This window comes from bacterium, from assembly GCA_024228115.1.
Lineage (GTDB): Bacteria > Myxococcota_A > UBA9160 > UBA9160 > UBA6930.
In genome coordinates this window covers 36,066-51,213 of the sequence record JAAETT010000249.1, presented here as the reverse complement: position 1 = coordinate 51,213, position 15,148 = coordinate 36,066, and the positions used below count along the sequence as shown (strand labels likewise).

The window sequence follows — 15,148 nt, the reverse complement described above, 5'->3', positions numbered from 1 at the left end:
GGAGACAGATGGGCCCGCTTGCCGCCGATCTCTGGTCGTTCCTGAGCACCGCAGGGGGCTCCGTCGCCCTTGCGTTCATCGTGGCGCTGGCTCTCGGCATCGTCGCCGTCACCCTGCTCTTCATGGGCTCTGCGGTCGTGGTGCTCGAGCGCTTCGCCCGGGCGACCCATCGTCTCGGCAGCATCGCGCTCGTGACCGTCATCTGGGCCGCGCTGCTCGGTAGCCAGGGCCTGGACAGGGAATGGTTCGAGGCGCTGGGATTCGATTGGCCCGGACCCTTTCGGGCCTGGCTGGCCGTCTCAGCCCTTTCCTTCGTGCTCCTGATCGGTGCGCAGCTCCTGGTGGCTGCGCTACTGCGCTTCATCCCTCCGAGATTTCTCGGGATCGGCAGCATCGTCGTCCTGGCCGCGGGTTACGTGTTCATGGTCGGAGGGCTCGATCAGCTCGACTACGCGATTGCTCCCGCCGGGGTGGCATGGCTGTTGTTCGTGTTCTTCGGTTGGCGGCGGCGCAAGGCGAATGCACACGGGCCATCCGCCCCGGGGAATGACGAACGCTTGACGCTCGTCCTGGCGCTCGTCCTCTCGGCGGGCATCGCGTTGCCGCTCGTTCTCTCGGGGCCCCAGGCCGAGCTCTTCGTGCTGGGTCAGTCTCTGCTCTCGGGCTTCTTCTCCTTCGTGCTGTTGGGGCTCCTTCCGCTCGCGGCCGCAGGGCTCCTCGATACCCGCGGCACGGCCGAGTGGTTCATCGCCCGCCGGTACCTCTTCGCCAAACGGCGTCAGACCTTCATCTCCCTGGTGACCGGCATCTGCATCGTGGGCGTAGCGGCCGGCGTGTGGCTCATCATCACCGTGCTCTCGGTCATGAATGGCTTCGAGCGGACCTGGCGCGACGAGATCATTGGCAATCGCGCACACCTGACGGTTCATAGCCCGCTCGGCCCGATCGAGAACTACCGCGAGGTCCTCGAGACGCTCGACGGTTTGAACGATGTGACGGGCGCCTCACCGTATCTGGATGGCGAAGGAATGGTACGCGGCCGAGACGGTGAAATCGTCGGTGTGCGGGTGCGTGGCATCGATCCGGAGCGCATCGTCCAGGTGACCGACCTGCGAGAAGATCTGCTGCCTGGCTCTGAATATGCCTTGGACAACCTGGCTGCTCCTGCGTCCCAGAATGGTGAGCCACCTTCCGATCCGGCTGACGGGGCCCCGGCCCCGGATCCAGGGATCGTGATCGGCAGTCAGTTGGCTCAACACCTGGGCGTGGGCGTCGGCGACGATCTGCTCGTGATCTCTCCATTCGGGGGGCCACCGACCCCGCTCGGGCCGAGCCCTCGCCTCAAGCGATTTCGAGTGGCGGGCGTCTTCCAATCGAGTTTCTTCCAATACGACGAGGTCTTCACCTACGTGAACCTCGCTGCAGCGCAGGATTTCCGGCGGGTCGAGGATGTCGTCCACGGGATCGAGGTTCGCACCACTGACTACTACCGTTCGAGCCGTGTCGGTCGGGAGATCGAAGGCGTGCTCGGGTTCCCGTTCTTCACGCGAGATTGGAAGGAGTTCTTTCCGACGTTCTTCCAGGCGTTGAAGAACGAGCGGGTGATGATGTTCCTGCTGCTCGCCATGATCATGGTCGTTGCCACCTTCGCCATCGTCGTGACGCTCGTCATGATGATCATGGAGAAATCGAGCGACATCGCGATCCTGAAGGCCATGGGGGCGAGTGATGCTTCGATCGAGCGCATCTTCGCCATCGAAGGCACCCTGATCGGGCTGATCGGAACCTTCGTGGGGGTGCTTGCGGGAATCGCGGTGACGACCCAGTTGCCATGGGTCCAGCGTCAGATCGAGGCGCTCACGGGCATCGATACCCTGCCCGCTGCGATCTACCAGTTCTCGACGCTGCCTTCGGAAATCGACGTGGGTCAGGTCGCGGTCGTCGTCGCGATCGCCATGGTTCTCTCGCTCGGGGCGACGCTTCTGCCCTCCCGTCACGGCGCAAGGCTCGATCCCGCCGAAGCGCTTCGGTACGAGTGATGGAGCACCCTCTCCTCCAGGCCCGCTCCGTTTCGAAGAGCTTCCACACGGGCGAAGGCGAAATCACGGTGCTCGAGGAGCTCGAAGTTTCCGTCGGCCGTGGTGAACGCCTGGCGATTCTCGGCCAATCCGGAATCGGAAAGTCGACATTGCTGCACATCCTCGGAACGCTCGATCATCCGACCTCAGGCGAAGTGCTGTTCGAGGGCGAGGATGTGTTTGCGAAGGATCCGGAGGAACTGGCCGCGTTCAGGAACGAATCGCTCGGGTTCGTCTTCCAGTTCCATCATCTCCTGCCCGAGTTCACGGCCCAGGAGAACGTGATGATGCCGGGCCTGTTGCGCGGCCTGTCCAAGCGTGAGATGGGGGAGCGCGCGGCGACGATTCTCGATGAAGTCGAAATGGGCCATCGCATCCGACATCCCGTCGGGAAGCTCTCCGGTGGCGAACGCCAGCGCGTGGCCGTGGCCAGAGCCCTGGTGCTCGACCCGCCGCTCGTCCTGGCCGACGAGCCGACGGGCAACCTCGACCCGTATACCGGGGATCGGGTTGCGGACATGCTCTTCGACCTGAACGAGAGACGCCAAACGGCCCTGGTGGTCGTCACCCACAACGACTCCCTCGCCCGCCGTCTCGGCCGAGCCGTCACGTTGAAGGGCGGGAAACTCGAGCGGGCCGGGCTGTAAGGGCCCCGCTGGTTGATTTCCGGCCTCCGGCACACCGACCTGTGAATTGCAACCTAAGTGTCGGTTTTTGAAGGAGAAAACTCCATCCTGCCGGCTTGCTTCGAATCTCCGCCACGAGTAGACTTCGGTGCCGCCGAGGCAGGACTGCCACGGTTTTTTTGGGGGGCGCGCTGGGGGGCGGGGAACGGATCCCGCCGCCCCGGATTCGTATCCGCTGTGACGGCTCACCCCCATGGGCGTCGTGCACCGAATTCACGAGGTGGGGACCCACACGTTGCGCTTCCAGCGAATCATGGCCCTTGCTCTGCTCACAGGGCTGCTGCTTGCAGGACTCACCCCTCGGAGCGCGGCGGCACAGGATGCCGTGCGCGTCGTCGTCGCGGTCTTGCCGTTCGAGGTGCATAGCGCCGAGCCGCTCGACTATCTCGAAGACTCCCTTGCGGATCTCCTCGCCACACGACTCGAAGCCAGCGAGCGGGTCGAGGTGGTCGAGGCACTGACGGTTCGCGAGACGCTGGTCGCGTACCCGGGCGAGCGCACAGAGGCCGTCGTGCGACGATTGGCTCGCGAGGTGGGAGCAGATTTCGTGGTTCTCGGCAGCCTGACGGAGCTGGCCGGCCACTACAGCCTCGACGTTCGCGTCACGCCGGTCGATAGCCTGGTTGCTACGTCGACGATGGTGTTCACGGCCCAGGACGATGACGCCCTCCTCGATCGCATCAACGAACTCGCGAGTCGCGTGCTCTCGATCGTGGGTGAAGGCACGCTCCGGGCGCGGGTCGTCGCGGTCGAGGTGACGGGCGTGCCCGACATGCCCGAGGAGACAACGGGCCGCCTGCGCATGCAACCAGGCGCGGCCTACGATAGTGCGGCGGTTCGGGATGACCTCGCGACCTTGAGGGGCATGCCCGGAATCGCTTCCGCCAGTGTCCAGACGGAGCGTGGTCGGGAGGGCGTGCACGTCGTCTACCGGCTGGTGCCGACCGAGCGCATTCTGCCTATGGGCGACATCCAGGAGGTCGGTGATCCGATTGCCGAGGTTCGCATCGAGGGGAACAAGCGCATCGAGTCCGGCGCCATCCGGGCTCGGATCACAACCCGCGCCGGGGATCCCTACGACGCCCGCCGCATCTCCGAGGATGTACGCGAGATCCACGGCCTCGGTTTCTTCAAAAATGTCCGCGTGCTTTCCGATGAGAGCATCGGCGGCCGCGTGATCACGTTCGAGGTCGAGGAGAACCCGGTCATTCGCCAGGTTTCGATCACCGGCAACGACAGCGTGGATGGTGAGAAGATCCGCGACAATCTCACCCTGACGACTGGCTCTACGTTGGACATCCCCCTGCTCTTCGAGAATCGGGAGCGGATAGAAGCGCTCTACCGGGCCGAAGGCTACTACCTGGCGCAGGTCCGCTACGAGGTCGAGGAGACCGGGCCCGACGCGGTCGCCGTGAATTTCGAAGTCTCCGAGAACGACAAGCTCACGCTCACCAAGATTTCCTTCGATGGCAACGAGGAATTCACGGATGATGAGCTGACGCTCCGACTCAAGACGAAATCCTGGCACTGGTACTCCTACGTCACCAAGTACCTGGACCGTTCCGGCACCTACTCCGAGCCTGTCTTCATGCAGGATCTTCAGACCCTCCAATCGAAGTACCTGGACGCGGGCTATATCCAGGTCGAGATCGGAGATCCGGAAGTGACGCCCGTCGAGGAGGGCCTGGAGGTCGTCGTCGAAATCAAGGAGGGACGCCAGTTCAACACGGGTACCGTGGATGTCGCTGGCGACGACTCGGTCGATATCGATGCTCTTCGCGAACGCCTCAGTCTGAAGGTCGACGAACCCTTCAGTCGATCCTTCTTGAACGCGGATCTGAAGGCGCTCGAGGATTTCTACACGAATCGCGGGTTCTACCAGGCCGAAGTCGCACCGCTGACCCGGGTGAACGAGACGGACGAAGTCGTCGACGTGACGTTCGAAGTGGTGAAGGGTCCGCTCTACTTCATTCGTGAGATCGACATCGCGGGCAACACCACCACCGTGGATACGGTGATCCGACGCGAGGTGCCGACGGTCGAAGGCGAGCTCTATTCTGTGCGTAGAATGCGCCTCGCCAACCGACGCATTCGGGGCCTCGGCTATTTCGAAGACATCTCGCTGGATGCCAAGCTCACGGACTTCGAAGACCAACTCGATCTCGAGGTACGTGTGATCGAGAGGCCTACGGGCTCCCTCTCCTTCGGTGCGGGCTTTTCGTCACTCGACAAATTCGTCATCTCCGGTTCGGTCTCCCAGTCGAATCTCTTCGGGCGCGGGTATGGGTTGGCGCTGTCGGCGGATATCGGTGGACGCAGTACGCGCTTCTTCCTCTCCTTTACGGATCCCTACTTCATGGGGTCGACCTTCGGGTTCGCCGCTTCTCTCTCTCAAACCGATCTGGAGTTCACGGACTTCGAGCAGGAACAGACCGGACTCGACCTCACGCTTTCGCATTTTCTCGACGAGGCGCACACCATGCGCGGCTCCGTTCGTTACAGCTACTCGGCCCGGGACATCACCGAGCGAGGAGGCTTCAACGCGGCCGGCGTGATCTTCCGAGAGCTTCTGGGGGATACCGAGAGCACCAGTCTGATGGGTGTCACCCTGCAACGGGATACCCGGAACGACCGCATCTCCCCGACATCGGGAAGTGCCTGGGGAGTTTCGGCTGACCTCGCTGGTCTGGGGGGCTTCGCGAAATACATCCGCCTCGAAGGCCGCAGCACCTGGTTCCGCAAGACACCGGATTGGATGCCCGGCTGGTTCCCGCTCCGTGACGAATCCGCCTGGGTGCTTGGCCTGCGCGGTGGTTGGGTCGTGCCGTTCAACTCGATTGGTGATTTCACCTTCGATACGGCGGATTTCCCAACGGCTTCGGATAGCGAGGTGCAATCGCTCCAGAACGTCGACGAGGACGTGAAGCTGCCGCTGACCGAGCGGTACTTCCTCGGTGGCATCGGTACCTTCCAGCTGCGGGGATACAAGGCCCGCTCGGTGGGCCCGCGTAGAGCCGTGTTGAAGCGAGGAGGCCTGTTCGGAACCGGGGACGCGTTCACGCCGGTCGGCCGAACGATCGTTCCCACGGCGACCGGGCTCGACTCGGTCTGCACCGATTTCGAAGACTCCTTCATCTCCGAGCAGGGAGATGGCGACGAGAAGTGCAACAGCATCTTCGACACGGATATCGACGACTTCGACGATCTCGATGAGACCGACGTGATCGGCGGCAACAAATTCCTTTCCGCGACGGTGGAGTACCGCTTCCCGATTTCCGAATCCCTCGGCCTGGTCGGGATTCTCTTCCTCGACATGGGCAACGCATTCGATGAGACCCAGTCGTTCATTGACCTTGCCGATTGGCGTTTTGGTACGGGCTTCGGGGTGCAGTGGTTCTCACCCTTCGGGCCTCTCCAGGCGTTCGTTGGCTTTCCCATCAACAAACTGGAGGTCGAAGACGGCCAGGTCTTCGAGTTCTCCGTCGGCGGCGCGACCTTCTAGGTCGGCCGCCATCACGAGGTAAAGAAGATGATGACGCGAAGAATCCAATGGCTCGCAGTGATCGCAATCGCCTTGCTCGCCGTCGCCCAGACCGGGGCCGATGATGGGCTGAAGATCGGTGTGGTCGACATGCAAGAGGCCCTCACCTCGACGGATCAGGGTAAATCCGCGCGCGATGAACTCACTCGGAAGGAACGTGAGGCCCAGAGCGAACTCCAGCCGATGATCGAGCGGCGCAATTCGCTGCAGGAAGAGATCCGCGGCAAGAAGTATGTGCTCTCCGAGAGCGCACTCTTCGACAAGCAGGTGGAGATGGCCGAGCTCACCAACCAGATCGAGAGCAAGTACAAGGAGCTCGAAGGTCAGTTCAAGATCGACCAGGGTCGAATCCTCGCGCCGATCTCGGCCAAGATGATGGAGATCATCGAGGAGATCGGAAAGGAGCAGGGCTTCACGGTCATCCTGCAGCGCGACGCTCCCGGGCTGATCTACGCCCGGGAGGCTCTCGATATCACGGATGTGGTCGTGGGTCGCTTCAACAAGCAGAGCTGAAGCTGAAGATGCCCCAGGTTCATCCCACCGCGGTCGTCGATCCCGGCGCGAAGCTGGCCGACGACGTCGTCGTCGGGGCCTACTCCATCGTGGGCCCCGAGGTCGAGCTCGGTCCGCGGGTCGAGCTGCGTCCTCACGCCTACGTCTGGGGGCGCACCCGGATTGGCGAGGGCACGCGGATCTTCTCGTTCGCCGTCATCGGGGAGGATCCTCAAGACAAGGACTTCTCCGGTGAGACGACGGAGTTGGTGATCGGCAGCGAGAACGTGATCCGGGAGCATGCCAGCATCCACGTAGGGACAGCCAAGGGAGGCGGCGCCACGCGACTCGGCGACGACAACCTGATCATGAACGGTGTCCATCTGGGCCACGACACGCAAGTTGGCTCCCACTGCATCATCGCGAGCCATTGCGCGATCGCCGGCCACGTGGAGGTGGGAGACTATGCGGTGATCGGCGGACTCTCAGGCGTCCACCAGTTCGCGCGCATCGGTGAATCGGCAATGGTTGGAGGGCTGGCGGGCGTTACCAAGGATGCGCCGCCGTTCTCGATCGTAGCCGGAGAGCGGGCGACCACCCGCGGCGTGAACGTCATCGGCCTGCGCCGCCGCGGATTCTCCGCGGATGTGCGGAGCCAGATCAAGCGCGCCTTTCACATCCTGTTCAGTTCGAAGCTTCGCTTCGAGGTGGCGCTTGCCGAGGTTCGCGACCAGGGTCTCGTGTGCGACGAGGTTCAGCGACTGCTGGCGTTCGTCGAGACCTCGGAGCGCGGAGTCTCCCGGTAGTCCTCCCATGGATGTGGTCGGGCTCATCGCCGGCCTCGGCCGCCTCCCGATCGAGGTGGCCCTGGCCGCCCGCGAGGGAGGCACGCGAGTCGTCGCCATCGGCTTGCACGGCTTGACCGAGGCTTCCCTGGCTGACGAAGTCGAGAGCTTCGCCTGGGTGCATGTGGGTGAGGTGGCGCCGATGATGGCTCACTTCCGGGAGGCGGGAGCCAAGACATTGGTCATGGCTGGCAAGGTGCCCAAGACCTTCCTGTGGGAGCGCCCGGACCTCGTGAAACCCGATGCCCGCGCATTGCAGGCGCTTGCGGGATTGAAGGATCGCAAGGACGATTCCCTGCTCGGCGCCTTCGCAGGCCTTCTGGTCGAGGAGGGGTTCTCCTTGCTGGGCCAGGCCGAGCTCGCACCGGCGTTGTTGGCCGAAGTGGGCATTCTCGGTTCCGTTGAACCCGGGCCGGAAGAGCTCGCCGATATCGAATTCGGTTGGCCGATCGCCAAGGCGATCGGTGAACTCGATGTGGGCCAGACGGTGGTCGTGCGGGGGAAGGCCGTTCTCGCGCTGGAAGCTGTCGAGGGCACGGACGCCGCCGTCGAGCGCGGTTGCGCCCTGGGCGAGCCGGGTGCAACCGTCGTCAAGGTCGCGAAGCCTGCCCAGGACATGCGCTTCGATGTCCCCACGATCGGCTTGGCCACCGTGCAGGCACTCGCCAGGGGTGGAGCACGAGCCCTGGCGGTCGAGGCAGGCAAGACCGTCGTGCTCGAGCGCGAGGCGCTCCTTGCCGAGGCCGATCGACATGGGATCGCCGTCGTCGGATCGAGGAGCGGAAGACTCGATGTGGGGGAGGGAGACCGATGACCCTACGTCTCGCGGTCGTCGGTGTCGGGCATATGGGTCGCTTTCACGCCCAGAAGGTGAAGGCCCTGGAAGAGGAAGGCGTCGAGCTCGTCGGCGTGGTCGATGCTGAGCTCGAGCGCGCGCGAAGCGTGGCCAACGAACTCGGCGTCGTGGCCTTCGCCAATCTGAGCCAGGCTTCGAAGGGTCTCGATGCCGTCATCGTGGCCGTGCCGACGGTGAACCACGCGGTGGTCGTCGGAGAAGCGTTGCAGGCGGGGCTGGACGTACTGGTCGAAAAGCCCATCGCGGCGACCCTGGCGGAAGCCGAGCAACTCCTCGACCAGGCACGGAAGCTGGGGCGTATCGTCCACGTGGGCCACCTCGAGTGGTTCAACGCCGCCATGCGGAAGGCCGCCGAGCGGATTCGCCGGCCCCTGTTCATCGAATCCCATCGCCTTGGTCCATTTCCAGATCGGGCAACGGACGTCGATGTCGTGCGCGACCTGATGATTCACGATCTGGACCTGATCCAACGCGTGGTGGGAGACGAGCCGGAACGCATCGAGGCCATCGGTGTGCCCGTCATTACCGAGCGGGTCGATATTGCCAACGCGCGTCTCACGTTTCGCAGTGGCTGCGTTGCGAACGTCACCGCAAGCCGTGTTTCGCCTCAACCCTTGCGCAAGATCCGTTTCTTCCAGGCCGATGGTTACCTCTCGATCGATCTGCTCGAGCGCGAGTTGGTGCTTGCGGAGCGCGGAGCACCGGACGCCGAGGGCCGCCGGGAGATTTCGCTGGATCGCGTCGCGATCGATCGGGCGGACGCGCTCGAGGCCCAGCTTCGCGCCTTCCGCGACGCGGTGCGTGACCGCAGCGAGAGCGAAGGAATCGCCGACCACGGGCTGGCAGCACTGCGTTCGGCCTTGCGAGTGATCGAAGCCATGCCGGCCCTGGATGCACTCGCATGAGTACGGTGTTCGTCTCGGCCGGCGACGTTTCGGGGGAACAGCACGCGGCGGCCCTCGTGGAAGCATTGAACCGACGCTTACCGGATCTGCGCTTCATCGGCCTCGGCGGCCCGGCCATGGAAAAAGCCGGCGTGGAACTCGTCGTGCATCAGCACGAAATCGCCGTGGGCGGGTTGGTCGAAGTGCTTGGCGATGCCGGCCGAATCGTGAATGCCTGGCGGAGGCTGCGAAAGACGTTGAAGGCCCGACCGGATCTCGTGGTCCTGGTCGACGCGCCAGACTTCAACATCCCGTTGGCCCGAACAGCACGCAAGGCCGGCATCCCCGTGCTCTACTATGTGAGCCCACAGGTCTGGGCGTGGCGAACGCGACGCATCCAAAAAATCGCCCGCCGGGTCGATCGCATGGCTGTGATCTTTCCGTTCGAAGTGGATGTCTATTCGGGCACCGGTCTGCCCGTCACGTTTGTTGGGCACCCGGTGGTCGATCGCCTGCGACCCTTCCTGGAGGGAAGGGATGCCGCGAGCTGTCGTGCTGCGCTTGGCCTGGAGGGGGAGGGGCCCTGGATCGCCCTGCTTCCTGGCAGCCGTCGCAACGAGGTGCGCGATACCTTGCCCCTCCAGTTGGAGGTGGTGAAGGCCGTGCACGCCCGGGATCCTCGGGTGCGATTCGTGATCGGGGTTGCGCCGAGCATTCCGCGTGAGACGATCGATAGCCGCCTGCGCGAAGCCGCATTGCCTTCCCTCGTCGATCTCCGCGTTTTCGAGGGGCGTACCCATGAGGTCATTCGTGCGGCGGATGTGGCGCTCTCGAAGCCGGGAACGGTAACGGTGGAGATCGCCGTCCTCGGGACCCCGGCGGTCGTCGCCGCACGGGCGCATCCGCTGACCGCGTTCTTGATGCGTCGCCTCGTCAAGGTGCCTTCCTTCACGATGCCGAACCTGATCGCCGGCGAAACGGTCATCCCGGAATTCCTCCAGGAAGAGGCGGAGCCGGAGCCGATTGCGGAAGCGCTCCTGGCACGGATCGCTGGCCCGGAGCGAGGTGCCCAGAAGGAGGCTCTGGGCGGGGTTCGTGCCCGGCTCGGCCAGGGAGGTGCCGCGGAGAGAACCGCCGATCTCGTTCAGGAGATGCTGGGGGTGGAGGCGATGGATGGGGCTTCGCAGGCATAGCCTGGCGGCAGTCGCTGCCATGATCGGCATTCCGCTCGGTTTGCTGGGTGTCGCGTTGCGACCCGGGTGGCGCACGGGTCTGTCCGAACGCCTCGGGTTGCGACCACCCCAGAGCAAGGGCTCGGCACCCATCTGGATTCACGGGGCTAGCGTGGGCGAGTTCCAGGCGGCACTCCGCCTGATCGATCCGCTCCTGGCTCGCGGTGAGGAGGTCGTCGCCACGACGACGACCGCGACCGGGCGAGCGCTGGCGCGGCGCGTGCGACCCGATCTGCCGTCGGGGCTGGCGCCGATCGATCACCCCTGGTCGACCATGAGCGCCCTGCGCCGGACCGCGCCTTTGGTTCTGGTCTTGATCGAGACCGAGCTCTGGCCGAGCTGGATCTCGTCGGCTTCACGGCTCGGGATTCCCGTCCTGGTGGTTTCGGGACGCATCTCCGACCGGAGCTTTCCCCGCTACCGTCGGATGCAGCCGCTGCTCGCCTCGACGTTCGGAAGGCTGGCTGCGATTGGATCTCGGACGGACGTAGACGCCGAGCGTTTCGTCGCGCTAGGTGTGGACAGCAAGAAGGTAGAAGTGACGGGTGATCTGAAGCTCGCGCCGCCCTCGGCGCCTCCGCACCTCGATGGCGAGCTTGCGCGGGCACTCTCCGCAACACCTTGCTGGGTGGCCGGAAGTACCCACCCGGGAGAAGAGCTCGCAGCACTGCGAGCCACCCAGGAGGTGCGAGCACGGGGTGAGAAACTCGCTCTTGTCGTTGCGCCTCGTCATCCAGAGAAGCTGGACGCCGCTGAGGCGGCGCTTCGCGGAGCCGGTGCGAAGCTGCATCGGCGCTCGGCGCTTGCTGGTGCCTTGCTCGAAGACGGAGACGTCCTGCTGTTGGACACCCTCGGCGAACTGGCCAGCCTGTACGGCGTGGCAAAGGCAGCGTTCGTCGGCGGAAGCCTGGTTCCGGTCGGCGGGCACAACCTCCTCGAGCCGCTTCAAGCGGGCTGCCCGGTGCTATTCGGCCCGCACGTCGCCAATGCACGGGAGAGTTCGCGGCTACTGCTCGAGGCAGGGGCGGGCACACAGGTATCCGATGGGAACGCATTGGCAGGGGCCCTGGCCCGTCTCCTGGCGGAGGATCAGGGTCGTGCGGTTTCCGCTGGGCAACTTGCTCTCGGGCCCCATCGCGCCGCGGTGGCTGAAACGCTCGCACTCATCGACCGGGTGCGCAGGGGGGACGCGGGTTGAAGCGCCCGGGTTGGTTCGACGCAGAGCCCGAGGGCGTGGGCCGGTTTGCATTGATTCCAGTCTCTGCCGTAGCGATGCTCTACGGCCTCGTGGCACGGCTGCATCGCCTCGCCTACCAACGCGGCTGGTCGAGCCGTCGCGCACTCGCCTGCAAGGTCATCAGCGTAGGCAACCTGGTTTCGGGCGGTGCAGGCAAGACACCCACGGCTGCGTGGGTTGCGGCGGCCCTGCGCATCCGTGGCCATCGTGTGGCTCTTGCCAGCCGTGGCTATGGTGGAGGCGGACGTGACGCGGTTCAGGTCGTCTCCGATGGTCGCTACGTGAGGGCTCGCACCGAAGGCGTGGGGGACGAGGCCATGCTCCTTGCGGCGCTCGCGCCCGGTGTGCCCGTGCTCGTCGGAGCCAGGCGGGATCTCGTCGGTCAACGCGCGGTTGCTGCCTTCGACGCTCATATCCTCGTGCTGGACGATGGCTTCCAGCACCATCGGCTGGCGCGAGATGTCGATCTGGTGACCGTCCACGGGAGTGCGGGCTTCGGAAATCGTCGCCTTCTCCCGCGCGGTCCACTCCGCGAACGATTCGAGGCACTCCGCTGCGCTGATGCGATCGGCGTCGTGGATGGGCCGCTATGCGAAGCCGATTCCGCGCTCCTCGACGAGTTCGCACCAGAGGCCCGACGTTTCGAGGTCGAGCGCGTCGCAACACATACGCGTCCCCTCGCGGGAGGTGAGCCCGCTCCGGTGGAGACCCTGGCCGGGCGCTCGGTCGGTCTGCTCTGCGGCATCGCTCGCCCTGCATCGTTCCGGGAGACGGTGGAGGCCATGGGCGTCCGGGTCGCAGCCGAGCGGAGCTTTGCCGACCATCATGTCTATCGGGCAGCGGATCTGAAGGGACTGGCGGATGATGCGCCGCTTTGGCTCACGACCGAGAAGGATTCCGGGAAGCTGTTGCCGCGCTGGGCGCAAGGGGTGGAGCTTCTCGTGCTGTCTTTGGAGACGCGGGTTCGCGAGCCGGAAGCCTTCCTCGATTGGTTGGAGGATCGGTTGCGCGCCAAGGCCGCCGGTCGGAATGCAGCGGTCCCCGGGTTCGCTCACGCACCGCGGGCCGCTCGCGATCGCTCCGCCCTGGGATGATTCGCGGCAGCGAGTCCTGCGATCGCTAGGTCGGGCTCTTCCGATAGCGAAGCGCGTGCAGCGCGACCTTGCGCAACTCCCGGTCCACCCTGCGCAAGAGGGCGCGTCGAAGCGCGCGGTCCTCGCCACAGTAGGCGCCGAAGAAGGCCGCGATGCCGCGGGTACCGATGCTGGGGAGGACTTCCCGCTTCAGGAGCGAGCGAAAGAGCCGCATGATCTGGGCCATGCGCTCGCCGGGCGTGAGGCCGGGAGTCATCCGAGCACGGTCCAGGTCGATCAGCATGACTTCCGGTGGAACGGTGTCGCGGACGAGGAGGTTCTTGATGTGGAGGTCGGCGTGACGCCCGCCCGCGTCATGAAAAGCGCGAACGGAACGGCCGGCGGCACGCGCGACGCGCAACAACGCATCGGGTTCAGGCGACTCTGCTAGCCAGGCCAGACCATCCCGCGTGTCTTCCTCGAACACGGTTCCTACCGTCAGGGCCCAGAACGCACCGAAGATGCGTTCTCCGCCGGCCAGAACCGGCAGGGGAACGGGGGCCCCGGCAGCGCGCAGCTCCGCAGTGACCTGGATCTCCCGTGTGGCTCGCCCCGTACCCAGATAGGCACGGCCGAGCAGGGGCCCGAGCAGGCCGCCATGCACGAGACGTCGCAGGGCGATTCGTTCGCTGCGTCCGGGTAACGTGGCGACTGCCAGGGGCAAACGACCTGATGCCGCACCCGGGTCTGCGAGCAGCACATTCTCGAGTGCGCCCGGCTCTGCCCAGCCCAGACGCTGGATGTCCTGCACGAAGCTCTCATGCACGCTCAGGCGGACCCGACCTGCCGAGAGGACACGGAATTCCGGCACGGCCGTCACGCCTTCGGGGGGATCAACTCTCCGCGTGCCGCGCGCGGTAGAGCAGGAAAACGGCGACAGCGGCGAAGACGAGGTTGGGAAGCCAGAGCGAGACGGCGGCTGGAGCCAGGCCCTCTTGAGCGAGGTACTCGCCGGCCGAGAGCAGGGTGTAGTAGCTGAAGACGAGCAAGACGCATAGCAAGACACCCCAGGAACGCGCGCCGCGGGATCGCTGCAGGCCGAGGGGAACACCGATCAAAGCGAAGAGCAGGGGCGCGACAGGCAGGGCGAGGCGACGATGGAGTTGAATCTCGTATCGATTGCGATCCTTCACCCGAACCCAGCCCGGCGCCTTGTCGTTCGGCCCCCATTCACTGAGGACCTGCTGGATCAGACTATTGTCCATTTCGCGTGGTCGGATTCGATCCAGGCCTGGGGTGGCCAGTTTCGAAAGATCGAATGCGTATTCGAACTCCTTGAACGAAATCCGCTGGTACCGATCATCGCCGGCATCTTCCCGCTCGAAGTGGATATCGCCTTCGAAGAGGCGGATGAGTCCGATGCCGGTATCGCGCTGGAAATCGAATTTGCCCCGGTTGGCGACGACCGTGAACGGCTTGACCGGGTCGGTTCGGTCGGAGATCAACACGCCCTTCAACTCGTTCTCTTCGTTGCGCCCGTCGACGAAGAGCAGCCGTTGACCGGTGGTGTCGAGTTCGTTGAACGCGCCTGCCTCGATGATCCCACCGCGGGAAGCGACCTCCCCCAGGAAACCGCGAAGATCCCGCCGTGCGCCGGGCTCGACCGAGCTCAGAAGCCATCCCGTGCAGAGGGCGACGATCAAGCCGACGGCCGCTACTGGCGCGACGAGCTGCCCGAGGCTCACCCCCAGAGCCCGCATGGCGTTCACTTCCGCGTCCGACGAGAGCCGTCCGACGGCGACCAGGATTCCAAACAAGAAGGCGACCGGGATCGAATAGGCCGCCAGCATGCCCAGCAGGTAGGCCATCAGGTTCAGCATGTCCCCGAACCCGATGCCAATTCCGGCCATATCGTTCAGCTCGCGGAGGATTCGCTGGGAGAGCATCACGGAGCCCACGGCGAGCAGGCCGATGCCCGCATACTGCCCAAGCTCGCGCAGGACATAGAGCGAAAGGGTACGCGGGACTCGCATGGGCGGGTATCCTACCGGTCGCCGTTTCCCCCCGCGAGGCTCGCCATCCACACTTGTACGAATGCCCTGGGGGCCCCCGCGTCGGCGGAGCGGATCCTGATCCTACGCCTGGGAGCGCTCGGGGATGTCGTCCGCACCCTGCCGGCTGCCTCCGCGCTCCGCCAGGGCTATCCCGATGCTCATCTGGCTTG

General features: G+C 64.9%; 12 protein-coding genes. 10 read left to right on the top strand and 2 right to left on the bottom strand.

Annotation, left to right across the window (positions count from 1 at the left end; genetic code table 11):
• Positions 1 to 8: 8 nt before the first annotated feature.
• The 10 genes from GY937_11895 to lpxK all read left to right on the top strand — a co-directional run bounded on the left by GY937_11895 (position 9) and on the right by lpxK (position 12,945).
• The gene (locus tag GY937_11895; GenBank protein ID MCP5057410.1) at positions 9 to 2,039 is read left to right on the top strand and encodes an FtsX-like permease family protein; all 2,031 of its coding nucleotides are present in this window, start codon (positions 9 to 11) and stop codon (positions 2,037 to 2,039) included.
• Positions 2,039 to 2,725 (top strand): ABC transporter ATP-binding protein, encoded by a 687-nt coding sequence (locus GY937_11890; GenBank protein ID MCP5057409.1) that lies wholly within the window; start codon positions 2,039 to 2,041, stop codon positions 2,723 to 2,725. Before GY937_11895 ends, GY937_11890 begins: the two co-directional genes overlap by 1 nt.
• A 241-nt stretch (positions 2,726 to 2,966) precedes the next feature.
• On the top strand, positions 2,967 to 6,266 hold the full coding sequence (gene bamA / locus GY937_11885) for an outer membrane protein assembly factor BamA (protein ID MCP5057408.1): 3,300 nt from the start codon (positions 2,967 to 2,969) through the stop codon (positions 6,264 to 6,266).
• A 27-nt stretch (positions 6,267 to 6,293) separates the two neighbouring features.
• On the top strand, positions 6,294 to 6,818 hold the full coding sequence (locus GY937_11880; protein MCP5057407.1) for an OmpH family outer membrane protein: 525 nt from the start codon (positions 6,294 to 6,296) through the stop codon (positions 6,816 to 6,818).
• An 8-nt stretch (positions 6,819 to 6,826) separates the two neighbouring features.
• Positions 6,827 to 7,603, top strand: coding sequence for an acyl-ACP--UDP-N-acetylglucosamine O-acyltransferase (gene lpxA / locus GY937_11875; protein MCP5057406.1), 777 nt, complete (start codon positions 6,827 to 6,829; stop codon positions 7,601 to 7,603).
• 7 nt (positions 7,604 to 7,610) lie between these two features.
• Complete coding sequence (locus tag GY937_11870; protein MCP5057405.1) at positions 7,611 to 8,456, top strand: LpxI family protein; 846 nt, start codon at positions 7,611 to 7,613, stop codon at positions 8,454 to 8,456.
• On the top strand, positions 8,453 to 9,403 hold the full coding sequence (locus GY937_11865; GenBank protein MCP5057404.1) for a Gfo/Idh/MocA family oxidoreductase: 951 nt from the start codon (positions 8,453 to 8,455) through the stop codon (positions 9,401 to 9,403). The genes GY937_11870 and GY937_11865 overlap by 4 nt, the downstream gene beginning before the upstream one ends.
• Positions 9,400 to 10,575, top strand: a complete 1,176-nt coding sequence (lpxB, locus tag GY937_11860) for a lipid-A-disaccharide synthase (protein ID MCP5057403.1) — start codon at positions 9,400 to 9,402, stop codon at positions 10,573 to 10,575. The genes GY937_11865 and lpxB overlap by 4 nt, the downstream gene beginning before the upstream one ends.
• Positions 10,556 to 11,812, top strand: a complete 1,257-nt coding sequence (locus GY937_11855) for a 3-deoxy-D-manno-octulosonic acid transferase (protein MCP5057402.1) — start codon at positions 10,556 to 10,558, stop codon at positions 11,810 to 11,812. Before lpxB ends, GY937_11855 begins: the two co-directional genes overlap by 20 nt.
• Positions 11,809 to 12,945, top strand: a complete 1,137-nt coding sequence (gene lpxK, locus GY937_11850; protein MCP5057401.1) for a tetraacyldisaccharide 4'-kinase — start codon at positions 11,809 to 11,811, stop codon at positions 12,943 to 12,945. The genes GY937_11855 and lpxK overlap by 4 nt, the downstream gene beginning before the upstream one ends.
• Before the next feature lie 25 nt (positions 12,946 to 12,970).
• Here the strand turns inward: lpxK and GY937_11845 are convergent, their stop codons facing one another.
• Complete coding sequence (locus GY937_11845) at positions 12,971 to 13,795, bottom strand: hypothetical protein (protein MCP5057400.1); 825 nt, start codon at positions 13,793 to 13,795, stop codon at positions 12,971 to 12,973.
• 22 nt (positions 13,796 to 13,817) lie between these two features.
• Positions 13,818 to 14,957 (bottom strand): YjgP/YjgQ family permease, encoded by a 1,140-nt coding sequence (locus GY937_11840; GenBank protein ID MCP5057399.1) that lies wholly within the window; start codon positions 14,955 to 14,957, stop codon positions 13,818 to 13,820.
• Between the last annotated feature and the right edge of the window lie 191 nt (positions 14,958 to 15,148).

Bases quoted from the DNA above. Each gene is read 5' to 3' on its own strand.
- GY937_11895 (MCP5057410.1), top strand. From the start codon at position 9: ATGGGCCCGCTTGCCGCCGATCTCTGGTCGTTCCTGAGCACCGCAGGG.
- GY937_11890 (MCP5057409.1), top strand. From the start codon at position 2,039: ATGGAGCACCCTCTCCTCCAGGCCCGCTCCGTTTCGAAGAGCTTCCAC.
- GY937_11880 (MCP5057407.1), top strand. From the start codon at position 6,294: ATGATGACGCGAAGAATCCAATGGCTCGCAGTGATCGCAATCGCCTTG.
- lpxA (MCP5057406.1), top strand. From the start codon at position 6,827: ATGCCCCAGGTTCATCCCACCGCGGTCGTCGATCCCGGCGCGAAGCTG.
- GY937_11870 (MCP5057405.1), top strand. From the start codon at position 7,611: ATGGATGTGGTCGGGCTCATCGCCGGCCTCGGCCGCCTCCCGATCGAG.
- GY937_11865 (MCP5057404.1), top strand. From the start codon at position 8,453: ATGACCCTACGTCTCGCGGTCGTCGGTGTCGGGCATATGGGTCGCTTT.
- lpxB (MCP5057403.1), top strand. From the start codon at position 9,400: ATGAGTACGGTGTTCGTCTCGGCCGGCGACGTTTCGGGGGAACAGCAC.
- GY937_11855 (MCP5057402.1), top strand. From the start codon at position 10,556: ATGGGGCTTCGCAGGCATAGCCTGGCGGCAGTCGCTGCCATGATCGGC.
- GY937_11840 (MCP5057399.1), bottom strand. From the start codon at position 14,957: ATGCGAGTCCCGCGTACCCTTTCGCTCTATGTCCTGCGCGAGCTTGGG.